Consider the following 24005-nt stretch of genomic DNA (forward strand, 5'->3'; position numbering starts at 1 on the left):
CTTATGACTATTTACGAGAGTTCAAGAGAAAGAGCCTCTCTCTCCGCTGGAAGGTCTGGACAAAAACAGACAATAAACAGACAAAAGCCTACAAGTCAATGATTTGTAGGCTTTTTTGTTTGTATTTTGTCCAGCATAAAAGACACCAAAAAGACCTCAAAAGACACAAATTTGTGCCTAAATCGTTACCGATTCCATACCGGACAAAAACGGTAACGATTTGTCCAAAAATGACCTCTCGCTGTCCGAATTTGTACAGCCTGTATATATCTCACAATTAATACATTAAAAGTAATTTTGTAACATTAAAAAGTGAGATTATGAAGAGTACATTCAAAGTCCTTTTCTACCTGAAAAAAGGGTCAGAAAAACGTAATGGAGAGGTAACAATTATGGCAAGAATTACCGTTGATGGAAAAATTTGCCAGTTTAGTACCAAACAAAGCATCCATCCCGATAATTGGAGTGTGAAAGCTGGTAAAGCAACCGGGAAGTCCTGCGCACAACTCAATAAGTTACTGGAAGACATTAAAGCATCATTACACCAAATCTACCATGAACAGCAACGGCGAGAAAACTATGTTACTGCCGAGCAAATCAAGAATGAATTTTTAGGGCATACGGAGAACCACGAAACGTTGCTGAATTTATTTCAGAAGCACAATGATGATGTGAAGCAGCTTATAGGTCTATCTAAATCTGCATCTACCTATCAAAAGTATGAAGTAACCCGCAAGCATCTTGCGAGTTTTATCCAAGCTAAGTACAATCTTTCCGATATAGCTTTGAAGTCTATAAACAATATGTTTATAAATGACTTTGAGGTCTATCTTATGACAGTTGGCAGATGTAACCATAACACGACTGCCAAGTTTATGCAGTTCTTCAAACGTATAGTCTTGATTGCCCGGAACAACGGGCTGATAGTCGGCGACCCTTTTGCCAACTATAAAATACGCTTACAAAGGGTTGATAGAGGATACCTTACGGAAGATGAAATCAAGAAAATCCTTGAACTCAACCTTGTTTCCGAAAGGCTGGAACACGTTCGGGATTTATTTCTTTTTTCTTGTTTTTGCGGTTTGGCTTATATAGATGTAGCAGGACTTAGAAAAGAGCATATCCGCAAGTCGTTTGACGGCAACCTTTGGATTATGACTAAGCGGGTGAAAACTGGAATAGATGTAAATGTACCGTTACTGGACATTCCAAAGATGATTTTGGATAAATATAAGGATAAGCTTCCTAACGGTAAAATCCTTCCTGTAATCAGTAATCAAAAACTTAATTCCTATTTAAAGGAGATTGCCGACCTTGCCGGAATCAAGAAAAACCTTACGTTTCACCTTGCCCGTCATACCTTTGCCACCACAACGACACTGGGTAAAGGAGTTCCCATTGAAACCGTTTCTAAAATGCTGGGGCATACCAATATTGAAACGACCCAAATCTACGCCCGCATTACTAATAATAAGATTAGTGATGATATGAAAGGACTTTCCGAGCAATTTACGGGTATTGAAAAAATCTATAAAAAAGTGGCTCAATAGTTACCTATTTCCAGTAGGTAACCAATGGGTAACGAATTAGGTAACGATTTTTATTCTAAAACATTAAAATATAAATAGATATGGAATTACAAGTCATTCAAAACAAAATCTTTGAAGTCCGGGGATACAGGGTAGTGCTGGACTTCCATTTAGCAGAGTTATATAATGTAAAGACAAAGGTTCTCAAACAGGCTGTCAAACGTAACATTCAGCGATTTCCTTCTGACTTTATGTTTGAACTGGATAAAGAAGAATTTCACCAACTGGTCACAAATTGTGACCAGTTCCCCGAAACCCTAAAACACAGTTCTGTCAGCCCAATGGTTTTCACGGAACAGGGTGTAGCAATGCTTTCTACTGTATTGAGAAGCCAAACAGCAATAGATGTAAATATATCTATTATGCGGGCATTTGTCCTGATGCGACAAATGGTTATCGGATATGATGAACTTCTTAAACGTATCGAGGAACTGGAAGAAAGCACCGATGCACAGTTCAGTGAGATATACCAAGCTTTAACCCAGCTATTAAGTAAACCTGACCCTAAACCAAGAAAACCCATAGGATACAGAATACCTGATGAAGAAAAATAACTTATCACAAATTGTGATAACCTAATGATGGCGAGCCGACAAAGCCCGCCATTTTTTATTTAGCCAGTTTCAAAATTCGGATTGCACCACGAATAACAACAAGAAAAACTACTATACCTATTATCAAATCAGGGATATTGCTTTCAAGCCACCAAACAAATAAGGCTGCTATAATAACTCCAATATTTATAATAACATCGTTTGCCGAAAATATTACGCTTGCTCTAATATGTGCATCCTTACTTTTAGTACGTTGAAGCAACCATAGACAGATGGAGTTAGCAAGTAATGCAAGTAAGCTAATGACAATCATAGTCTTAAATTCGGGCATAACCTCAAATCCTAAGAAACGCCTTATAACCTCTGACAGCCCTAATGCTGCAAGTAAAATTTGCAGGTAGCCGCTTATAAGTGCCACTCGCTTTTTCTTTGCAATAACAGCCCCCACAGCCATAAGGCTCATACCATAAACAAGAGCATCTGCCAACATATCAAGGCTATCTGCTACTAATCCCATTGAACCTGAAATAAGCCCTGTTGTAATTTCAATCAAGAAGAAAGCAAAATTGATTGCGAGTACAATCCATAGAACTCTTCGCTGTCGGGCTGGATTATCGGTAGAATCATTACCATCTGTTGCCACTGTTTCTTGAAGCTTTGCACCAAGATTAAGTGATTCAAGTTCTGTAATAAAATTACTGCTGTCGCCACTATGTGTTACAACTAATATCCGTTTTGCAAGGTCGAAATCAAGATGCTTGATAGATTTATTATCCTGTAATTTCATGCGAATAAGGCTTTCTTCACAGGGGCAATCCATTTTTGGAATATGAAATATTGATTTATACATAATTAGAACCTTTATTATATGATACAAAAGTAATGCTTTTTTGCCAGCTTCTTTAACCGTAAACCACTCCCATAGGCAGTCATTCCATCGGGGCGGTTATTCCTTTCCATTTCTATATGCAAAAGTATTTACGGCTTCTTAACGTCTTTGAAAGTTCAAGCCCTAAAGGGTTTGATGCAAAAATCTTCCTACTGCGCTTCGCTTGAGAGTATTTTTCCACAAAAACTTGCAAAGACTAAAGCCTACACTTTCCGGCATATATGAAACGAAAACGACCGACCCGACGGAAAGACGCATATAAAAAAAGTCGGATTTACGAGAAGCAGGAAAAAAAGGTTATGAAACTCAACTCCCTCACCTCAAGAATCCGCATATATCTAAAAAATCAGAAGTTATGGAAGCAACAAGTTTAAGCGAAGCAAGGATTTATGTAGGTACATATGCAAAGTACAACGATGGCTCAATCGAGGGCAAGTGGTTTGACCTTTCCGACTTTTCGGACAAAGACGAGTTTTACGAAGCCTGTGCGGAACTCCACGCAGACGAGGAAGACCCTGAATATATGTTTCAGGACTGGGAAAATATACCGGATGAATTAATCGGCGAAAGCTGGCTATCTGACAACTTTTTCGACATCCGGGATGCAATGGACGATTTAAGCGAAGACGAGCAGGAAGCATTTTTAGTGTGGTGTAATCACGGTTCACACGACCTATCGACCGAAGATGCAAACGACCTTATTTCTTCTTTCAGGGACGATTTTCAGGGCAAATACAACGATGAAGAAGATTACGCCTATGAAATTGTAGAAGAGTTATACGAATTGCCGGAGTTCGCAAAAACATACTTTGATTACGAAAAGTTTGCCCGCGACCTATTTATGGGTGATTACTGGTTTGAAGACGGTTTTGTCTTCCGTGTTTGCTGATTATTCACCGGGCGGGGAAACCCGCCTACAAAATAAAAGACATTGAAAATAAGCGGTTTATTCAGATTATTGTTCCGGGTGGGGTTACTGGCTTCAGTAATTTATTTTCTGTCCACTTCGGCGGGTATATGGGCGGTATTGATAATTGCGTTTTTCGTTATCCGCTTTATCCTGCGGTTATTTGTATCTGTTTTGTATAGCCTTTTGATAGCTGCGGTTTTCATCGCCTTATTACTCACTTTATTAATGTAAATATATGGAATCACTAAATAAAAATGGAGTGTCCACGACCCAAGAGCCGGGACAAGAAAAATATGTAACGTTCATTGCGGGAGCGTTCAGGGGAACAGAATATTTCCAATATGATTATCGCCATACGGATGGAGAACTTTTCTCTACGGTAGCGAAAACGCTGGAAGAGTGCCGAAAACGGCGGGATGAATGGTTAAACCGGAAAAATGCCCTACTAACCTACAATGAATGGTGGAAAATGCTCAATTTTGATGAATTGGAAGACATTACAGGTATAGAACAAGATAGGGACGGTAATAACGAAGAAGATGCACGGTTTATTGATGCCTGTAACCTGTTTTGGGATATTAAAACATTTGAAGAGAAAACAGAAATCTATCATTCACACATTAAGCAACAGTAACATGAAAGTATATATTTTATTTCAAACGGACGTACACAAAACAAAGTCAAGCCGTGTTTGCTTTGGCGTTTTTTCTACGCAAGAAAAAGCCATCACAGTAGCAAAAGAAAACGACTTATACAGTTACCAGTCGGAAGTCGTAATCATCGAATGTGATATAGATAAATTTGAAGAATTATAAACCAACGGGCGGAAACCCCGCCCGCTACTTTCTTTCGTGAAGTGTGCTGAAAAAGAAAGTAGCAAAGAAACCGCTTTCCAAACTTTTGATTTTTATTAATGAAAGGATCCACCGCTAACCCGGTGGATTTTTCCATATAATTTATTCCTTTCCTTTTATTGCATTTCCCCAGTCAGCATCAGGAGATAAAACTTTATAATCAAAGTCGTTTTCTTCAAATATATTTATGATTTTTTGATACCGTTGTTTATATAAGTGATAAGTTTGAAGGTACTTCCCTCTTATTTTGGAGTCCGTCTGTATATCAATATTTTTTTTTATTGTTTTCAATATCTTACTTTCCCATTCGATGTTATAGCAAATTAACTCATCTTCAATATTGAACCGGGATAATGGAATAGTATAATCAGACTTATAAAGTGTTTCCATGCTTTGCGTTAAAAAGACAAAATGCAAATCCTTGTCAAATGGAGTAGTTTTGAATATGGTATTATATTTCAGGATGTTTTTATCTATAAAAAGACCTATGCCATTTATGTCTTTTTCCTTTTGGTATGAATTGACTAAAGCTTTACCATGATATGCTTCTATATTGGATAAACGTTCATAAAAGAACTCACCATAAGTTAATATAGCACGAAACTGTATTTCTAAATCAACACTTCTACACATTAAATCCTGAACAAATTCACAAGCAAACATGACAAAATATTCATGGTCATGGGTACTTATCGGAGTTTCTTTGTTGAAAATTAAAATTGTATCCGAAAATACAATAGTTTGAAATGCACCATGTCGATGTACATTCAGATTATTTATATAATCGAAAAGTTTCGTGATTTTCCCATAATCGTTTTTTACCATATCGGAAAATCCAAGTATATCAATATATAGTAGGTATTTATTGTTCACTTTTGCTCATTCAAGTTCCTTTATACGCTTTCGTGTTTCTGTTAGGTCAATTTGAGAATTTAATTCTATCGCTTGTTTATAATACGGTAAAATTATTTTAGGAAAGCTTTGTTTTTTATGTAGGTTTTGTTCATCCTGCATCTTTTGATACCGTACATCTCCAAACTTTATCAATAATGAAGCAGCTCTATTAATCTCATTTTGTTGCTTTCTTTCTGAAACCTTGTCCACTAAGTTGAAAAACTCTGCATTATTTTTAGTTATATCATCCTTATTCTCGAATCGAGAAAGTTGTTCTCCAATTTCAATAGTTTCTTTGTCTGCTGCACTAATCCTGATATTATGTCCAGCCCACATATCATATTCTTCTTCATACCAAATTCCTGAATCATACCATTTCCCACAAAATTGCACCGAATTTTTAATCCTAAATCCTTGAAGACCTTTATCAGAGCCTAATATAGTTATCCTCTGTAAATTTGGGAAATATCCCATAACTTCTTTATCTGCTTTATATGAATCCAAGCTATCCAAAAAAAGCTTCTTAAAAGCATCAAAAAAAGCAATTACATTTTCTATTTTAGGATAAAAAAATTCTTCTACATTAAAAATAGATTGTCCAATCCCATTAATAACAATAGGGTCGGAGTCATGCAAGACATAGTCTTCTTCACTCAAAGAATACGCAGAATGAAAAAACGTATTTCTTATTTCTTTGAAGTGATTTTCTTCAAAAAAAGCAATTATATTTTGCTTACCTGCATCATTCAAAAGCTCGATTAGATAATCCTGCTTTTCTCCAATTCCCAATAATCGTTCGTATTTTTTCGTTTTCCAAAAAAGATAAGATGAACCTTTATAACCCAATTTTATTCGGCATAGGCTACCAATAATATTATAAAAATCACTATTTTCAAAGAAGGTAGAATAAAGTAATGTCCCGATTCTTGTTTTTTCTTTTCCTGTATGCGATTCATACAGCTTCTTATAAAATTCTATTGCATCAAACCATTCATAAAGATTAGAGGTCAGTTTTTGTGTACCCATACCCCTGTAATTTATAAGAGTTAATACAAACTCAAACTCACTTTTATTTTTTGCTTCTTCAAATAAAGATGTTAAGTCCTGTAATGTATCTTCCATGATTCTATGTTTTTTGCAAAAATACCCATAAAAAAGCACCTGACAAACTGTTATCAGATGCTTTTCAATAAGTTGTTTAAAGTTGCTTATTCCTTTTGCTCTTCTTTCTCGTTCTCATTATTAAAAGCAAACGTTAGCTGTACCACCTGCCCGAAGCTGTCTTCGATATACACATCAATTTGTTGCTGGTCTGTGGAAGCGGAAGTATAGTACAGGCGGAACGTTTCGCCCGGAAGCGGGTACAAATCATTTGGAAGAAAAACTGTTCCGTTCGCCATCCGAAGCGTACCTTTTCCATCCGGTTGAAAATACCTGATGAAATACTTGGTATCTTCGTAATATCCTTCCCTTTGAAGTTGAAAACGTATTTCTGCCGTTTCACCCATCTTAATACGTTTTTGCACGGGCATCGTTGTTACCGTAAACGGGTAAACCTGCTGAACATCCAGCTTATCATCACAAGAAAACACCAGCAGCATTGCTCCCAGCAAGTACACCCCCATTATTATGTTTCTGATTATTTTTTTCATATCGCACTAATTTATTATGAATTTAAAACCGACCCCGAATTGTGTGTGGAACTTCCCGATGGAAGAACCAAACAGCGCACGTTCACGGGCATTGATAAGAAAAACCACCCTGTCCGTCAGGTAAGTTTCCAGTTCCAGCGTAGCAGCCCCACCATAAACAAAGGCATCTTTGTTCGTGAGTGTAGAACCATCGTATAGTTCCTTATCTCCCCAGTTGCTTGTTTCATATCCGGCAAGAGCTGACAACCCGAAGGACAGAAAGAAGGTTTTCCGGCGGTCGGAAAGTATTTTTATATAATACCCGCCTTCTCCTGTAAACAGGCTTAAAGGCACGGTTACATTCTTATATTCATACTCCTTATTGAAGTATTCCGCACCGACCACCCAACGGTTTCCGTTTTTGGTATAAGTGGCAAGCGCAGCACCGAAATAGTAAGCCGATTCCGGTTCACCGGGCTTCTTAAAGCCATCTGCCATTCCGCACGTAAGTTGGAATCCCTTTTGTCCGGGCAGGTAACGTTGTGCGTGTGCCAGGTTAAAAGTCTGGCACAAACACAACACTGCTATAACACAGATTAATTTCTTCATCTTACTTGATTTTAAGTTCGTTAATCACTCTGGCGTTCACAATATCCGAACTTTCGATACGGATATTTTGGTGACGGCCACCGTTCTTTTCGACCAGCTCTACCACCAATATCTTATCGTCCGGGATGGTGAACTTTGGTAAGGTATAGACCGTGCGGACAGTGGATTTTCCGCCTATGGTAATCACTTCGTTAAAACTGCGGACGGGATAAAGTACCGATTCCTGAATGGCAGTGCGCTTTGCCACCTTCTTATCGACCACCTTAAATTTAATGAAGTCCGTATCGAACGGAACATTGGAAGAGTTCTTCACCTGTGTATGGAAATAGAACATTCCGTTATGCACGTAAATTCCCTTGATTAAAAATTGTATCCCGAAACGCTTGCATCCCAAGTGGCGTATTTCTCTATCGTTATTTTTATAAATAGACTGCATTATCAGCTTTACCAGCAAAGGCGATTCATTACCCAGTTCACGGAAGTAAATGTTCATCCGGGTATGGGAATAATCGGTTATACTTTCATTCTCAAGGAAATCTTTCATTTCTATATTCAGCATTTCCGGTTCATGGGCGTATTTGGCATTGAAAGAATAAAAACTGCCGTCCTCACAGATAACTGAAAAGTTGGTTTCTCCCGGAAAACCTTCGGTAGCAGCCTTAACACGGATAACATTTTCTGCCCCATCCGCTTTTCCTGCGATAAGATGGTTAGAACCCAAATCCACATATTTGACAGTGGAAGGGAAGATAATGTGTACTGTTTTGGCAAAAGTGACCTGAACGCCATAAGGCGTAACCATCTGCCCGTAAGGAAATTTTTGGGTAATACCCTGAAAGAAATCATTGCTTTGCGCTTTGACCGTTACCGCACCGATAACCAGTGCGAACATGATAATTAACTTTTTCATTACAAATTGATTTTTAGTTGCCGTTGGCGGGTGGATAGCCCACTTTCCGGCAGATTAATAATTGAGATTTTTTTGTGGTTATTATTACTGTTTTGTGTATAGCATTACTTTATAATCGGCTTTCAGGTTTACTTTTACCGTCCTGAACTTCTTTGACAGGTATTGCGAACCGCCTTGCAGAACACCCCTTGTCAAATCCGACACGATGGCAGCCCCCGCATTTTGATTGACAGTAAAACTTGAGCCAAGCCCAGCCCCAATATTTGCCATACCTTCGTTCAGGGCTTGCATTTCCAGCGAAGACGGAACGGATAAACCTTTTTGCCCGTCTGAATCATAGACCACCAATTCAACCGGAATGATATTACCTTCATATTCCAATGAAGAGATATTAATATCCATGCGCTCACCCTGAACCCGTGCCGTTCCTGATAACAGGCTGTTTTTCGGCATACGGATATGACCCGCCTGTAACGGCTCTAACAGGCGAAGCCGGACATTCTGCCCGTCCATCACCGACTGGTCTTCATGGATACAGGCAAGAATTGTATTCTTTCCCATTAACGACTCAGTTCCGACCGCCGTATTAAATCCAAAGTTCCGGGGCTGGCTATATGCTGCGATAAACTCCGCATCACTCATAGGCACTTGCAGTCCCGAAACGGTCTGTTCTGTTACCGCTTGCACAGGCAACGCCTGAACCTTTCCCTGTATGGATGCAGTGGGTGTTACCTGTTTCACTGCCTGTTCCTGCCCGCCGTTCATGTATTTGGCTGCCAATTCATAGGATTTTTCAAGTAGTGCCAGTTGTTCGTCTGCCGTACTTTGGGTATTCTCCCGTTCGTACAGCCGGGATTCCAGTTCTTCAATCTTCCGTGCCAGTTCTTCTTTTTCCGGGTCTTCTTTGGGTGTTTCGTAGAAACTTCCCAACTGGCGGTTTATATCCTGATAGGCGTAAGCCGAAGATTGCACATAAGAACTATTACGGGAAGAACCGCCGTAGTAACTCCGGTTGTTCCTTGCTGGTTGTTCTTCCGGCAGGTCGGCGGTCAGGCTCAAATTATCCGTAACCTTATTTTCTTCACCCAATGTAAATCCGAAGTCCTGCAAAGAACGCATCCGGTCTTCCTGTTTGGATTTCATGGATTCCTGTTCATAAGCCGTCTTTTTATCGCTATATATCCCGTCTTCTTTGGGTAATGGAATATCGGCATTAAAACCGCCGATTTCGTCCGGCTTTACTTCGTCTTTTGAGGACGGGGCAAATATCAGCCACATACATCCGGCAAAGGCAAGGAACATCAAAGGGAAGATGATTAGTTTCTTCCGTTTCTGTAATTCCTGCGGGGAAAGCTGTTTTTTCTCTTTCCTTTCTTTGTTGTTACTCGTTTCCTGATTCAAATTCTGATTCTGTTCCATATTTTTGTAATTGATAATGGTTTATACTGTCTTTTCGTTCCAGTTCCAAGCGTTCAATGTGCCTTATCTCCATAAATTCTTTCTCTGCACTCTTCTTTCCTATATTATATATGGAAGAAACCGTCCAGTAAATAGATAGGATGCTACCACCGAGAATAAAGGTTATGATAATGATTATCCGGGCATCTTTCGACAGGCTTCCGCAAGCGTAACGCAACTTATCATCTATCCAGTCCCGCAGGTTTATTAATGATTTCTTTACCATAGCTCTACCGTTTTAATACTTGTAAATCCTTATTCTCCGTAATCTCGAAAGCTTCAATGGTAAATCCATGTGGGTTGTTATCACTCCTTACAGAGTTCAGCAACCGGCATCGGGTAACAAGGCTTCTTTCGGTAACACTGCTTTCCCGGATAATCATTTGCCGGGCATAGGTCGCCACCTGATAGGGATAGTGGTCAAAGTTGCATATTACACTGTCCACCTGTACCGACTGGTTGATGTTCCCGGAAATGATACGGTTATAATACCCCTTTTCGGATAAGTCCTTATAGTAATTGAAAGCACTTTTATCCGCCAAGTATAAGGAACGCTGTATGTTCGATTCAATGGCGTTCTTATCCGGCGACAGGGTAAAAAAGAGTTCGTGGAAACGCCGAACGTGTTCCTTTGCTTCCACGGGACGATTCTGTGATAAGTCCTGCGAAAGTGCCAACATAAGGGATTTACCCCCATCGAGAACGTAAATCTTTTCACGCTGTTTTTCTGCAAAACTGTACGAGTTCCAAAGGGCATAACCCACAATCCCGGCACACAGGCATACAAATACAATCCCGAACAGGCGTATTTGCTTGAAACTGGTTTCTATATTTTTTAAACTTTTAAACTCCATATTTTTACTGTTTATTTTTTAATTAATTTTCCGGCGATGTTTCCACCTACTGCCCCGGCTGCTGCACCCGCAAGGTTTCCACCACCACTTGCTGTTTTAGAAAGATTCCGGTTCATACCACCCAATCCGCCAGCCTGAATAATCCAGTTGGATACAGTCGGGATGGTAAAGTATCCCACAATTCCTATAATCATAAAAATGATGTAAACCGTATTGGAACTGTCGGGTATAAAACTGGGGTCGTCCAATAATTGTAAATCACGTTCCAGCATTAAGACCTGAATCCGGGCAAGAATGGAACTGAATAAATCCGATACGGGAAGCCACAGGTACACACTTACATAGCGTGTTATCCATTGTGTTAAGGTTGATTGGAAGCCATCATAGACCGATATTGCAAAAGCAATCGGGCCAAGTATGGCTAATACAATCAAATAAAACGTCCGTATCGTATCTATGACAAGGGCAGCAGCTTGAAAGAGTATTTCCAACAGTTCCCTGAACCAGTCCCGGACGGCTTTCTTTATATTGTAAGAAGCCCGTTCCATATACATCCCCATTGTCGTAATCAAATCCGAAGGCGACCATCCAAGTTCATCCAGTTGCTTGTCGAACTCTTCATCAGAAACGAGATAAGCGGTTTCAGGATTCCGAAGCATGGCTTCATACTCCTTTTTATCTTTCAGTTCCCGGTATTTATTCATATCAAAGGTCTGTCCTTCCAGTATTTGATTCGTTCCTTTTACTACCGGGGATAATACACTGTTTATCGTTCCCAGTACGATAGTCGGAAAGAACATAATGCACAGACCAATGGCGAACGGTCGCAAAAGCGGGTACACGTCTATCGGTTCAGCTCTCGATAAGGCTTGCCATACCTTCGCTGCCACATAGAACAATGCACCCAATCCCGCCACACCTTTGGCTACCCCAGTCATATTACTGCACAGGGGCATCATATCCACATAGAGATTTTTCAGAATCTCATGCAGGTTTCCCCAATCAACGGCTAACAACGTCATAATTACCAGTATCTATCGTTAGCAGTTCCATACAAGGCTATCACACGGTCGGTGTCGCTGATTTTCTTTGCCCGCAGATAAGACACGGATATATTTTTACGGGTATAGTAGGAAACCAAATTCCGGTAATTCAATACGGAATTATATGCTTTGTCTATCCGTTCCATACGTTCGGCATCGGTCATGGACAGCCCGTTGATATTCACAACATTTTTAAGTTCGGTCAATACATCCGAACTTTCTTCCAGCAGTTTGGAATATCCGAAAGCAATGGCGTTGAGTTCTTCCGGTCGGAAGTTCTTATCCGATAACATTAGCTGGAAGTTGGTAACGTATATATCAGTAATCTCACCCAGCAAAAGCACGGTTTTCTGTACTTTGCGGGCATCTTTCACTAAATTGTTTACCGATTTCAAGGCATCATAATATTGCTTGCCTTGGTCGTACAATTTCTTGGTTTCCTTGAAAGTATCTACCGTATTGCCTACAATTTTTGAAGTCTGTGCAATTTCTTTGGTAGTATTGACAATACCCTGAGCCAAATTTGTCGGGTCAATGACCGCCCATTGTGCGCTGGCGTTACCTGCAAACAGGCAGAGTGCCACGACTAACATCATTATTTTTGTTTTCATCGCTTTAATTTTTTGATTGTTTTTTACTTCTTACATATTCACCGCCGGAGGATAATAGTATCCGGTCGGTTTCACTATCATAGCTTACCAGTATGGAAAATCCTGTTTCGATAAACAGGTATCCGTCCTTTTCTATGATTTGATAGGTTTCCGCACGGGTTTCACCCCTGCGGGTTCTTCGTTGCATGGTTACTTTATAGCCATCCGCACTTTCAAAGACCGTGAATGATGGTCGGTTTGTAACGCTTTCCCAATGACCGCACATGGCTTTCAGTCGGTCGGCGTTTGTTTCATTACAGGAAGACAAAGCCAGTAGAATAGCACAGAGAAGAACCGGGAAGATGATTTTTATTTGTTTCATATTGATTTGATTTTAATTAGGATTACGCTTGCTTTCGGCAAGCTGTTTAATAGCTAACTCAAGGTCGCCATCCAGCCTATCGGCAAGTTGGAACAGTTCGAGTTTTTCAGTTTCTTCCGTTGTAAATGCGTAATACTCTTCCAAACTTACTTCTGTGGCATAGACAGCCGATTGTACGCCACCCAGTCCAATCCATACTTCTTTGTATTTCCGTCCCGGATGGTTCGCCATGTTGATGGAAAGTATTTGCGCTTTTTCTTTGTCGGTCAAACCCAGCATCGCTTGGATACTGTCAAACTTGTTCATGTATTTGCGCTGGTCGAGCAGAATTTTACAGTCGGAGTTCGTTATGATGGATTCTTTCACAATGGGAGAATGGACAATATCGTCCACTTCCTGCGTTACCACCACCGCTTCACCGAAGTATTTACGCACCGTTTTGAACAGGTATTTCAGATAATGTGCCATGCTATCTTTGGCGATAGCCTTCCACGCTTCTTCCAAAAGCAGCATCTTACGGATTCCCTTTAACCGCCTCATTTTGTTGATGAAAACTTCCATCAATATGATTGTAACCACAGGAAAAAGTACGGGGTTATCTTTGATGGCATCTACCTCAAAAACGATGAAGCGTTTGTTCAACAAATCCAGTTCCTTATCCGAGTTCAACAGGTAATCGTATTCACCACCTTTATAGAAAGGTTGCAACACGAATAGGAAATTATCAATATCGAAATCCTTTTCCCTGACATTCTGTTCGTTCAGGTTATTCCGGTATTCATTTTTGATAAATTCGTAAAAGGAATTAAAACTGGGTACGATGGACTTATCCTGTGTAATCAGGTTAATAAAATCGCTTACAGCATTGGACAAGGCAACGCTTTCCGCCCCGGTGGGTTTTTCATGTTCCTGTTTCCACAAGGTCAGGATAAGCGTTTTGATGGATTCCCGTTTCTCAATATCGAAGACATTATCTTCGGTATAGAATGGATTAAATGAAATCGGGTTATCTTCGGTATATGTAAAATACACGCCATCTTTCCCGCCAGTCTTCCGGTGGATTAATTCGCATAATCCCTGATAGGAATTTCCGGTATCCACTAACAGGACGTGTGTACCCTGTTCGTAATATTGACGTACCATGTGGTTGGTAAAGAAGGATTTCCCACTTCCGCTCGGCCCAAGAATGAATTTATTACGGTTCGTAATAATTCCTTTTTTCATGGGCAAATCGGAAATATCAATGTGAAGTGGTTTTCCGGTAAGTCTGTCCACCATCTTAATCCCGAAAGGGCTGGGTGATGATTGGTAGTTCGTTTCTTCCGTGAAGAAGCACAAAGCCTGTTCAATAAATGTAAAGAAGGATTCTTCCGCCGGAAAATCGGCTTCATTGCCGGGGATACCCGCCCAGTAAAGGGTCGGGGTATCCATTGTATTGTGACGGGGCTTGCACTCCATCAAGGCAAGCTGGCTTCCCACATCATTTTTGATATGCTTTAATTCCTCTTTATCATCCGCCCATGCCATTACGTTGCAATGGCAGCGAACGGAGGTCAAACCCTGACTGTGCGCTTCGTTCAGGTATTCCTCTATCCACTCTTTGTTCACCTGATTGGAACGGCTGTATTTAGACAGCGAATGCATATTACGGGCTTGCTTCTCAAAGCGTTTCAGGTTCTCCGTATGGTCGTCTATAAAGATATACTGGTTATAGATATGGTTACAGGAAAGCAATACGCCCACAGGCGAAGCGAACGACAAACGGCAGTCGCTACGGTCGGTGGACAGCTTTTCGTAACGGGAATCAGTAGTAACCGCACCCGGCAGGTCTTCCACATCCGAAAGCGTATGCAAGCATAAAATATTATCGCCGATACGCATATCTTCGGGGTTCAGTTGCATATCCAGTAGTGTAGTCGTATCACTCTGCGACAGGGAAAAGTATTTTTCAATAATCCCAGCTTTTTCCGGCGTTCCGGTAATATCATCCGAAGTCAGGCGGGTAAGGGTGATAAATCCCGAATCGTTCATTATCCGTTCAAACTGCCCGACCGATTCCAAAAACTTCGTTACGGTTTCCTTATCCTGAATTTCCTTTGGAATGATGAAGCCCCGGCAAAGCGTATTAAAATTACTTTGGGTACGGCTTCTTTCCTTTGTGGTTTTAGTCAGGAACAGGTAACAGGTATGATTCAGGAACGGTCTTTCATTGAAATGCCGTTCAAAGCTTCGGGACAGGAAACTTAACCCATCCTTTTGAATTTCAGGGGTATAGTTTTCCTTAATAAACCAGTCCTGCTTATGCACAATACTGTAATCGGGCAATACTTTGATTGCCTTATGCCAAGCGGAATGTATCGCTTCGTATTCGACCCCGGTAACGGTGAACAGTTCGGGTAGTTCAACCCGGAACGCCACCGTAATATCGGCATCCTTACTGATGATACAATCGTGTTCGGCTGCCAGCAGGGGAAATTTACTTTCCAATGTGGCAGCTTTTAATATATTCCTCATGCGTGCTTCTGTCTTTTATAGGTGAATAATCGGGGGATGGCTTTCCGGTTGATAATGTACCGGGGATGGCTTTTGCGGGCGGTCATTTTCATAAGACCGTGAGTACCGTATTTATCATTCAGCATAAAAGTGAAGTACACAAGAGCCGAAGCCGCTACGACCCCGAACCCGATGCAAACCCACTGGTTTATACCTATCATGTAAAGAATGATGAACAATACGAAGACGGCAAGTAGCCCGCCTGCAAAAATGAAAAGGTATTGGCTGCGAAGCCCTTTGAACTCCGCAGGTTTTCCAATCCCCCTGTTAATTGAATAGCTAATCATAACACCTATGATTACAGGAAGAATGAACGAAGGATGGTAGCAGCCACAATCAGGAAGATACAAGCCCCGAACCATGAAGCTGCGGTTTTGCTTGTATCCGGGTCACCCGAACTGAACTTGTTATACACCTTTACACCCCCAATCAAACCAACGACAGCCCCAATGGCATACACCAACTTTGTCGCCGGGTCAAAATAGCTGGTAACCATGTTTGTAGCTTCTGTAATACCACCTACGCCGTTGCCCTGTGCAAATGCGGAAGTTGCAGCCAAGACGATGGCTGCGGAAAGAAATATTTTCTTTTTCATTATAAACTTGATTTTATGATGCCGGAAAGCGGGTGGATAGTCCGCTATTCCGGCGGGATTAATAATTGAGAATTTTTGTGGTTGGTCTTCTGACCTCTTTTGAATGGTTAAGCCCAGCTAACCGTAATCTTTTTCTTTCATACCTGATTCGTTTTAAAGGTTCTACATATAGTCGTTCATATCGAACGCCTGTAAATCTTCGGGGCTGGTTTCGTTTGGCGGGGCGATAAATACAGCATCATATTTACCCAGCATTTCCGCCACCCGTACCATGCCCCCGTTTATCTGTTCCATCATTGTGTCGTACAGGCTGGTTTGTTGCATAACCGACAAGGTTTGCAGGGCTTTCCGTTCCTCTTCTTCCGGGGCTTCCTGCTCCCTAACGACCTGTACTGCTTGTGCCATTTCTTCAAAGGAGATACCCCGTGCCGACTGACCTTCACCGCCAGTGATAAGTGCGATTTCTTCCGCTTCCAGTTCATCTTCCGGTACTTCATCTTCATACTTCATTTCAAATTCAACATCCATCGGCTGCGGGGTATCTTCCGTGTCAGCCGGGGCAAATATAGAAGCATTATCAACCCCTTTAGAAAACTGGCTTTCAGTGTCTTCGGATGGCGTTACTTGTCTTAACCGGAAGGTAGTTTTTCCTACGACAGCCCTTTCGTTTTTACGGTTGCCGGGACTTTTGGAAGGGGAATTGTTTGCTTCCTTCCTGAACCGACAAAACAGGACGAGGTAGTAAAGGACAACCCCAGCTATCATTAATTTTAGTATCATATCGGGCTTTCAAAAGTTTTCTTATACAGTTCGTTGATTTCGTCCTGATACTGGTCGAAGTGATTCAGGATAATTGTTTCCACATAGCTGCTTACAGTCGCTTTTCGTTCACCGATAACCATTACTATTTTCATTAATTTTTCATGGGTGGAACGACTTACATATATCGGCTGGCGGTCGGGAAGTTCCATTTTCTGGAAATAGGTTTCCCGGTAATCGGCAGGGGTACTTTTCTTCCGGCGGGTAGTTTCCCGGATGGTTTTTGCTTCCGGTTGCCGGACAGGTTCTTCCACAGTTTCCTGTATAACTTCCGGCGTATCCGGTTCTTTACTTACTGCTTTAGGTGAAATTTCCTGTTTCATGGGTAAACCCTGTGAAATGATTTCTTTCATAAAATCTTCATCCACCTGTACTTTTTCCTGTTTTGCCATATTAGTATAGTTTTATAATGTATCCTATTTCAGCCACCAATTCTTCAAGGTTGCTGCCTTTTATCATTCGCTTATCCGCAGGGAACAGTGTGGAACGGAAGACAGAAGTCTTATCACCGGACAGTTCCTTTTTGTAGCGTTTGGTATCCGGGATAAAGGTTTTCATGAGGGGTAATTTCAGTTCGCCGATAGTATTTTCGTAAATTCTATACAAGTCGGTTTTCTCCCTGCCATCGACCTGATTCCAAAACAGGTGCAAGCCTTGTATCCGGTAAACTTCATTCTGTACCAGCAGGTTGTTTACTGTCATGGCGAATGAAAGGCTACTTTCCAGTACCACCCGGTCGGCGGTAATCGGTGTAAAGATGTAGTCCATAGAAGCCAGCGAACTGATGATACCTTCGCTGTTCACAGTTCCCGGCAGGTCGAAAAAGACCACATCTATTTCCATCGGCTCTGTTTTCAGGAACTCTTCGGCTGTACTGATGGCAGCTTCGGGAGTGCTGCACAAGACCGGATAGGCTTTCTTTCCCAATGCTTTGAACTGGTTAAAGGCAAGCACCTTGTAATTGGTATCGTTGTTTACCTGTTCACCGTCCCGTTTACGCATGGCACTGATACTGTGCTGCGGGTAGTCGCAATCGACAACCGCTACATTGTAGCCTTTCAGGTAGTAGAGATAGCTTGCCACCAATACCGTGAAAGTGGTTTTACCGACCCCGCCCTTTTGGGTGGAGAAGGCTACGAATAATGTTTCTTTCTTCATTTCTTTAATTCTTTATTGTTTTACTTCATTATTGATTGACTGCTTCATTCTGTGCAGTATTGATTTCCATATTGTTATCTGTAATTCAATCTGTCTTTATCGACTTGCAGACATATTGTTTTATTGATTGCTTGAAATATTGATTTCAGTATTTCTTGCTTTCTTGAAATCAGTAAACCAGTCTTTCCATATTGCCCAGTTCATTCCAATATTTCTATCGGTATTTACCGCTTTACTTATCTATTTCAATACTGATTCTGACCGCAAATAAATGGAGAAAAACCGTCCGTTTTTGAAAGTGGCTTCGTATGGCTTTAGATGGCTTTGCTTGTCCTATAATGTGCTATGGCACAGCATAATTAATCCCTGTTACTTTGCATCGGAATCCTATTTGAACCGATAAAAAGGTATCCGTTCGGTAGCTTCCCGGAGTTCATTCACCTTATGGCTAACTGCTAATCCGTCCCATGACGGATTTTATTTGCGCCGTGCAAATAGCAAGGTGTGTTCTGCGCAGCTTGAAATTCTTTCAGCAGCTTAGAACCCCTTGCCCGGACAAGCCGGGATGGGTTGTACTCCGAAGTCGTAAACCCTTAAAAAAATAATGGTATGGGAAAAGAAAAAACGAATGTGCCACAATCCGGTGGCAAAGGACGAAAGCCAAAGGCAGACCCGGCAGTTTTCCGGTATTCGGTCAGCTTCAATGCAACTGACCATGCCCGTTTTTTGGCTCTTTTTGAACAGTCCGGTATGCGGACGAAAGCGCATTTTATCATAGAAAGAATTTTTGGCGGTTCATTCAAAGTGATAAAAATTGATAAGGCAGCAGTCGATTATTACACACGCCTGACAACTTTTTACGCTCAATTCCGGGCAATAGGCGTGAACTATAATCAGGTTGTGAAGGCTCTGAATACCAATTTTACCGAAAAGAAAGCCCTTTCTTTTCTCTATAAATTGGAAAAGGCGACCGAAGAACTGGTGGTATTAAGCCGGAAAATTATCGAACTCACACAGGAATTTGAACAGCGATGGTTGCAAAAATAAATGTGGGAAGTTCGCTTTTCGGTGCGCTGGCATACAATCAGAATAAGGTTGATGAAGAACAAGGCAAGGTACTTTTCAGCAACCGGATGTTTGAAAGTGAAGATGGTAATTTCAATATCCAGCGTTGCTTGGAAAGTTTTGAAATGCACCTGCCCCAAGACATCAAAACCGAAAAGCCCATAATTCATATATCCCTGAATCCGCACCCGGATGATAAACTTTCGGATGAACAGTTATCGGAGATTGCACAGGAATATATGGAGAAGCTGGGCTATGGGAATCAGCCCTACATGGTTTACAAGCATGAAGACATCGACCGTCACCACCTGCATATCGTATCCCTGCGGGTGGACGAGAACGGCAAAAAACTGAATGATAAGTTTGAACATCGCCGGAGCAAGGATATTACACGGGAACTGGAAGCAAAATATGGTCTGCATCCTGCCGAAAAGAAACAACAGCAGGAACACCACCAGTTCCGAAAGGTCGATTATGCTGCGGGTGATGTAAAGCACCAGCTTTCCAATACGGTTAAAGGCGTAGTAAACACTTACCAGTTCCAAAGTATCGGGGAACTGAATACTCTGTTATCAATTTATAATGTACGTGCGGAAGAAGTTAAAGGTGAAGTTCGGGGCAAGGCGTATAATGGTATTGTCTATTCCGCAACCGATGATAAAGGCGAAAAGCTGGGTAATCCCATCAAGTCTTCCCGGCTGGGTAAGTCGGTCGGTTATGAAGCATTGGAACGCAGGATAGGACAAGCAGCAACCAAATGGAAAGACGGCAAACTGAAAGCCAATATCAAAGGTCGGGTAAGCGAAGCGTTGAAAGCTTCCGGCTCAAAGGAACAATTTGAAAAGAACCTGAAAGATAAAGGAATTGAAGTCGTATTCCGGCAGAACCCGGAAGGGCGCATATATGGTGCAACCTTTATCGACCACGAAAACAAAGCCGTCCTGAACGGCTCTCGTTTAGGGAAGGAATTTTCAGCCAATGTATTTAATGACCTGTTTAGAGAATCCCATGTAAACGAGGGACACACAAAACAGGCTGTTCCGAAAGAACCGTTCACACCTTTGGCAGAACCGTTCGTGCCGTTAGAACGGCAATCTGAAAACGGGGAATCTACAATCGGAAGCCTTTTCAGTATCCTGCCCGGTGGCAGCGATTCATCGGCAGGGAATGATAAAACTCCGCCAACTCCCAAGAAAAAGAAAAAACGCCGTTACGGACGGCAGATGTAATAACAATCTATAAAAATAATCAATTATGCAAAATGAAGATGATTTAAGAGGACTTGCCAAAGTCATGGACTTTATGCGGGCAATCAGTATTTTATTTGTGGTAATCAATATCTACTGGTTTTGTTACCAGTCGATAGTAAACTGGGGTATCAATATCGGCGTACTCGATAAGATACTATTAAACTTTCAGCGAACCGCAGGGCTATTTAGCCATATCCTGATAACGAAAGTATTTGCAGTGATATTCCTTGCTTTGAGTTGTTTGGGAACAAAAGGAGTGAAGGAAGAAAAGGTAACATGGACAAAGATTTACGTTTTCCTTGCTATTGGTTTTATCCTGTTTTTCCTGAACTGGTGGATGCTGTATTTGCCATTACCACTTTCGGCGAACGCTACCTTTTATATCCTGTCAATGGCTGGCGGATATTTATGTTTACTGGTTGCTGGGGTCTGGATGTCCCGGCTACTCAAAAATAATATGATGGACGATGTTTTCAATTTGGAGAACGAAAGCTTCATGCAGGAAACCCGCCTGATGGAGAATGAATATTCAGTAAATCTTCCATCACGTTTTTGGTATAAGAAAAAACAGCACAAAGGATGGATAAACGTGGTGAACCCGTTCCGGGCTACTATTGTGCTGGGTACTCCCGGTAGTGGTAAATCCTATGCAGTGGTGAATAATTACATTAAACAGCAGATAGAGAAGGGTTTTGCACTTTACTGTTATGATTATAAGTTCCCGGACTTATCGGAAATCGCTTACAATCATTTGATGAACCATTCGGATGCTTATAAGGTAAAGCCCACATTCTATGTGATAAATTTTGACGACCCACGCCGAAGCCACCGATGTAACCCTATCAATCCGGCTTTTATGACAGATATATCGGATGCTTATGAATCGGCATACACCATTATGCTGAACCTGAACAGAAGCTGGATTCAGAAGCAAGGCGACTTCTTTGTGGAATCTCCGATTATCCTGCTGGCAGCGATTATTTGGTTTCTCAAGATATATAAGGGTGGAAAGTATTGCACATTCCCACACGCCATCGAGTTCCTGAACCGGAAGTATGCAGACACATTTGTTATTCTGACTTCCTACCCGGAGTTGGAAAACTATCTTTCTCCCTTTATGGATGCGTGGGAATCCCAAGCCCAAGACCAGTTACAGGGGCAAATCGCATCGGCAAAAATCCCACTATCAAGAATGATAAGTCCGGCATTGTACTGGGTAATGACAGGTGATGATTTTACACTGGATATAAACAACCCGGACGAACCGAAAATACTTTGTGTCGGAAACAATCCCGATAGGCAGAATATTTATTCCGCCGCTTTGGGACTGTACAACAGTCGTATAGTGAAGCTAATTAACAAGAAAGGACAGCTTAAAAGTTCGGTTATTATTGACGAGTTACCGACCATTTATTTCCGGGGATTGGATAACCTGATAGCTACTGCCCGTTCCAATAAAGTAGCAGTCTGTTTGGGCTTTCAGGATTACAGCCAGCTAACAAGGGATTATGGCGATAAGGAAAGTAAAGTAATCCAAAATACAGTTGGAAATATTTTTAGCGGTCAGGTTGTAGGAGAAACAGCAAAAACATTGTCAGACCGTTTCGGGAAAGTTTTGCAGAAACGTCAGTCTATGACAATCAACCGTCAGGATAAATCAACCTCAATCAGTACGCAGATGGATAGTTTGATACCTGCCAGTAAAATATCGAATCTTACGCAGGGAATGTTTGTGGGTGCGGTCAGTGATAATTTCGATGAACGGATAGACCAAAAGATTTTCCATGCTGAAATCGTAGTGGATAACGAGAAGGTAAAGCGTGAAACAGCCCGCTATGAAAAGATACCGGAGATTATCGACTTCCGGGATGCAGATGGCAACGACCTGATGAAAGAGCAAATCCAGCTTAATTACGAGCGGATAAAGCAGGATGTAAAGCAGATTGTTATTGATGAAATGGAGCGCATCAAAAGCGACCCGGAGTTGCAGCATTTGGTGAAATCCGAAGAATAAAATAAAAAATAAATAGCCTCAATTTTGGGGCTATTTATTTTTTGTTGGAACGATTCTTCCTTTACTATTTTCTTTGTACGAATATCCAGTCGAAGGAAAGGCTACTACTCTACCATCTTTACCTTCTCTATATGTATATCCAGTAGATGGGAAAGCTACTATTCTGCCATCTTTACCCTCTCTGTATGTATAACCAGTTGATGGAAACGCTATTACTCTACCATCTTTTCCCTCTCTGTATGTATATCCAGTAGATGGGAAAGCCACTACTCTGCCATCTTTACCCTCTCTGTATGTGTAACCAGTAGATGGAAACGCTATTACCCGACCATCTTTTCCCTCTCTATACGTGTACCCAGTCGATGGAAATGTAACCTTTTTTCCATCTTTTCCTGTTCTATAAGTTTCTCCCATAATTAGTTATCTTATTTTTTGTGCATTATCTAATCTTCTATGACAATATGAAATCATTGATAATATTTCAAGCGCATCTTGTTCTGTAATCTCCCAACTGATTTTTGGCTCGTGGGCTTCTGGATTACGGAACATACCACATAATCCTTTTAGAATATTACAGAATCCTTTATGTTCGTCCTGTTCCGATTTTGACTGATAGTTATTTATTATCAATACTGGGGTACTACTGAAAACATATTCAATTAATCTATTGCCATCGTCATTATGCAAGGATAAATCTCTGATTCTTTGGAATAATCCTTTGTTAGCTTCAAAAACAGAATGAAAGTAATTGCTTGCTAATAGTTCTGCTTTGCAGTATTTGAAAATATCGGCATGTGCTTTTCTCTGTTCCAACTTCGTTTTCAAATCATTAGCCTTTCTTTGGGCTTCGGAAATTGTAGTTGCCTGTGTAATTTCACTAAACTTACCATTATCATTAAATTGGTATCCTATAAAACTTAATTGTTGATTTATCAGATTTCGTTTTTCTGTAAATATTTCGGGGCAATCAACATACTTCGCTGGTGCTAATGCTAATGCAATAAAATTCAGAATAGAATTTGAACATTGATTTATATTCTGATAGTTCGCAAATGCACTATACAATCTTCTCCATTTTGTTAGTGCTGGTTCTATATCTGCTATTTGACTTTGCATTAATAAGTATTGGATTTCACTACCCGTTAGTCCTTCATTCGTATCACCTAATATTTTAGAAATAACTTCTAACGTTGGCTGCGTGAAACACTTTCTTCTTGTTGCCATAATTACATTTTGAATAATAGTGCAAATTTAACAAAAACAAAGGATATAACCGTCTTTGTGTTTGGGAATAAGACAAATAAGGTCATATACAGCCACCTAACGCCACAACTTAATATATACACTATTTCATCCGTACTTTTAATTCGATAAGTTTTTTATT

At 40.9% G+C, this 24005-nt stretch carries 26 protein-coding genes and 1 pseudogene; 7 read left to right on the forward strand and 20 right to left on the reverse strand.

What is annotated here, in order from left to right; translation table 11 throughout:
- The first annotated feature begins 320 nt into the window (after positions 1 to 320).
- Entirely contained in the window at positions 321 to 1550 is a 1230-nt protein-coding gene (locus tag HQ50_RS01190; RefSeq protein ID WP_036844689.1) for a site-specific integrase, read from the forward strand.
- Between the two features lie 80 nt (positions 1551 to 1630).
- Positions 1631 to 2143: an ORF6N domain-containing protein gene (locus HQ50_RS01195; protein ID WP_039427722.1), complete on the forward strand. Its 513-nt coding sequence runs from the start codon at positions 1631 to 1633 to the stop codon at positions 2141 to 2143.
- A gap of 55 nt (positions 2144 to 2198) precedes the next feature.
- Here the strand turns inward: HQ50_RS01195 and HQ50_RS01200 are convergent, their stop codons facing one another.
- Positions 2199 to 2993 carry a cation transporter gene (locus HQ50_RS01200; RefSeq protein WP_036868598.1) on the reverse strand — a complete coding sequence of 265 codons (795 nt, stop codon included), beginning with the start codon at positions 2991 to 2993 and terminating at the stop codon, positions 2199 to 2201.
- A gap of 394 nt (positions 2994 to 3387) precedes the next feature.
- Here HQ50_RS01200 and HQ50_RS01205 point away from each other — a divergent pair, with 394 nt between their 5' ends.
- Together HQ50_RS01205 and HQ50_RS11970 are read left to right on the forward strand one after the other, a co-directional pair.
- Positions 3388 to 3921: an antirestriction protein ArdA gene (locus tag HQ50_RS01205; RefSeq protein ID WP_036868595.1), complete on the forward strand. Its 534-nt coding sequence runs from the start codon at positions 3388 to 3390 to the stop codon at positions 3919 to 3921.
- A gap of 256 nt (positions 3922 to 4177) precedes the next feature.
- Positions 4178 to 4390, forward strand: a pseudogene (locus tag HQ50_RS11970) (DUF3873 domain-containing protein); the annotation flags it as partial.
- A 508-nt stretch (positions 4391 to 4898) separates the two neighbouring features.
- On the opposite strand, the gene HQ50_RS01220 reads toward HQ50_RS11970, so the two are convergent.
- From HQ50_RS01220 to HQ50_RS01300, 17 genes are all read right to left on the reverse strand, one after another.
- Positions 4899 to 5621 carry a hypothetical protein gene (locus HQ50_RS01220; protein WP_052074860.1) on the reverse strand — a complete coding sequence of 241 codons (723 nt, stop codon included), beginning with the start codon at positions 5619 to 5621 and terminating at the stop codon, positions 4899 to 4901.
- A gap of 54 nt (positions 5622 to 5675) precedes the next feature.
- Positions 5676 to 6812, reverse strand: coding sequence for a hypothetical protein (locus HQ50_RS01225; RefSeq protein ID WP_036868587.1), 1137 nt, complete (start codon positions 6810 to 6812; stop codon positions 5676 to 5678).
- An 86-nt stretch (positions 6813 to 6898) separates the two neighbouring features.
- A complete protein-coding gene (locus HQ50_RS01230; protein WP_036872646.1) occupies positions 6899 to 7342 on the reverse strand; it encodes a DUF3872 domain-containing protein in 444 nt (147 codons plus the stop codon).
- A gap of 6 nt (positions 7343 to 7348) precedes the next feature.
- Positions 7349 to 7930 carry a conjugal transfer protein TraO gene (locus tag HQ50_RS01235; protein WP_036868581.1) on the reverse strand — a complete coding sequence of 194 codons (582 nt, stop codon included), beginning with the start codon at positions 7928 to 7930 and terminating at the stop codon, positions 7349 to 7351.
- 1 nt (position 7931) lies between these two features.
- Positions 7932 to 8840, reverse strand: a complete 909-nt coding sequence (gene traN / locus HQ50_RS01240; protein WP_036868578.1) for a conjugative transposon protein TraN — start codon at positions 8838 to 8840, stop codon at positions 7932 to 7934.
- An 84-nt stretch (positions 8841 to 8924) separates the two neighbouring features.
- Entirely contained in the window at positions 8925 to 10259 is a 1335-nt protein-coding gene (gene traM, locus HQ50_RS01245) for a conjugative transposon protein TraM (protein ID WP_036868576.1), read from the reverse strand.
- Entirely contained in the window at positions 10222 to 10524 is a 303-nt protein-coding gene (locus tag HQ50_RS01250) for a TraL conjugative transposon family protein (protein WP_039427726.1), read from the reverse strand. Before HQ50_RS01250 ends, traM begins: the two co-directional genes overlap by 38 nt.
- Before the next feature lie 4 nt (positions 10525 to 10528).
- The gene (traK, locus tag HQ50_RS01255) at positions 10529 to 11152 is read right to left on the reverse strand and encodes a conjugative transposon protein TraK (protein ID WP_036872642.1); all 624 of its coding nucleotides are present in this window, start codon (positions 11150 to 11152) and stop codon (positions 10529 to 10531) included.
- Positions 11153 to 11163: 11 nt separating this feature from the next.
- Positions 11164 to 12174 carry a conjugative transposon protein TraJ gene (gene traJ, locus HQ50_RS01260; RefSeq protein ID WP_036844670.1) on the reverse strand — a complete coding sequence of 337 codons (1011 nt, stop codon included), beginning with the start codon at positions 12172 to 12174 and terminating at the stop codon, positions 11164 to 11166.
- 2 nt (positions 12175 to 12176) lie between these two features.
- Complete coding sequence (locus tag HQ50_RS01265; protein ID WP_025003725.1) at positions 12177 to 12806, reverse strand: DUF4141 domain-containing protein; 630 nt, start codon at positions 12804 to 12806, stop codon at positions 12177 to 12179.
- 4 nt (positions 12807 to 12810) lie between these two features.
- A complete protein-coding gene (locus HQ50_RS01270; RefSeq protein WP_036868568.1) occupies positions 12811 to 13167 on the reverse strand; it encodes a DUF3876 domain-containing protein in 357 nt (118 codons plus the stop codon).
- A 12-nt stretch (positions 13168 to 13179) separates the two neighbouring features.
- Positions 13180 to 15681, reverse strand: coding sequence for a TraG family conjugative transposon ATPase (locus HQ50_RS01275; protein ID WP_036868565.1), 2502 nt, complete (start codon positions 15679 to 15681; stop codon positions 13180 to 13182).
- A complete protein-coding gene (locus tag HQ50_RS01280; RefSeq protein WP_025003726.1) occupies positions 15678 to 16007 on the reverse strand; it encodes a DUF4133 domain-containing protein in 330 nt (109 codons plus the stop codon). Before HQ50_RS01280 ends, HQ50_RS01275 begins: the two co-directional genes overlap by 4 nt.
- Before the next feature lie 11 nt (positions 16008 to 16018).
- The gene (locus HQ50_RS01285) at positions 16019 to 16315 is read right to left on the reverse strand and encodes a DUF4134 domain-containing protein (protein WP_025003727.1); all 297 of its coding nucleotides are present in this window, start codon (positions 16313 to 16315) and stop codon (positions 16019 to 16021) included.
- 162 nt (positions 16316 to 16477) lie between these two features.
- On the reverse strand, positions 16478 to 17095 hold the full coding sequence (locus tag HQ50_RS01290) for a hypothetical protein (protein WP_230623906.1): 618 nt from the start codon (positions 17093 to 17095) through the stop codon (positions 16478 to 16480).
- A complete protein-coding gene (locus HQ50_RS01295) occupies positions 17092 to 17526 on the reverse strand; it encodes a DUF3408 domain-containing protein (RefSeq protein ID WP_036868561.1) in 435 nt (144 codons plus the stop codon). The genes HQ50_RS01290 and HQ50_RS01295 overlap by 4 nt, the downstream gene beginning before the upstream one ends.
- A 1-nt stretch (position 17527) precedes the next feature.
- Entirely contained in the window at positions 17528 to 18292 is a 765-nt protein-coding gene (locus HQ50_RS01300; RefSeq protein ID WP_036868557.1) for a ParA family protein, read from the reverse strand.
- A 609-nt stretch (positions 18293 to 18901) separates the two neighbouring features.
- Here HQ50_RS01300 and mobA point away from each other — a divergent pair.
- Genes mobA through mobC form a run of 3 tightly spaced genes read left to right on the forward strand, consistent with a single transcriptional unit; the run spans position 18902 to position 22621 of the window.
- Entirely contained in the window at positions 18902 to 19339 is a 438-nt protein-coding gene (gene mobA / locus HQ50_RS01305) for a conjugal transfer protein MobA (RefSeq protein WP_036868555.1), read from the forward strand.
- Complete coding sequence (gene mobB, locus HQ50_RS01310; RefSeq protein ID WP_036868550.1) at positions 19324 to 20586, forward strand: conjugal transfer protein MobB; 1263 nt, start codon at positions 19324 to 19326, stop codon at positions 20584 to 20586. The genes mobA and mobB overlap by 16 nt, the downstream gene beginning before the upstream one ends.
- Positions 20587 to 20611: 25 nt before the next feature.
- Positions 20612 to 22621, forward strand: coding sequence for a conjugal transfer protein MobC (gene mobC / locus HQ50_RS01315; RefSeq protein WP_039427727.1), 2010 nt, complete (start codon positions 20612 to 20614; stop codon positions 22619 to 22621).
- A 30-nt stretch (positions 22622 to 22651) separates the two neighbouring features.
- On the opposite strand, the gene HQ50_RS11065 is transcribed toward mobC, so the two are convergent.
- Positions 22652 to 23035 (reverse strand): hypothetical protein, encoded by a 384-nt coding sequence (locus HQ50_RS11065; protein ID WP_152566846.1) that lies wholly within the window; start codon positions 23033 to 23035, stop codon positions 22652 to 22654.
- A 6-nt stretch (positions 23036 to 23041) separates the two neighbouring features.
- Positions 23042 to 23845, reverse strand: a complete 804-nt coding sequence (locus HQ50_RS01320; protein WP_036868543.1) for a TIGR02391 family protein — start codon at positions 23843 to 23845, stop codon at positions 23042 to 23044.
- Positions 23846 to 24005: the final 160 nt, after the last annotated feature.

The sequence above is a fragment of the Porphyromonas sp. COT-052 OH4946 genome (assembly GCF_000765965.1).
Lineage (GTDB): Bacteria > Bacteroidota > Bacteroidia > Bacteroidales > Porphyromonadaceae > Porphyromonas > Porphyromonas gulae.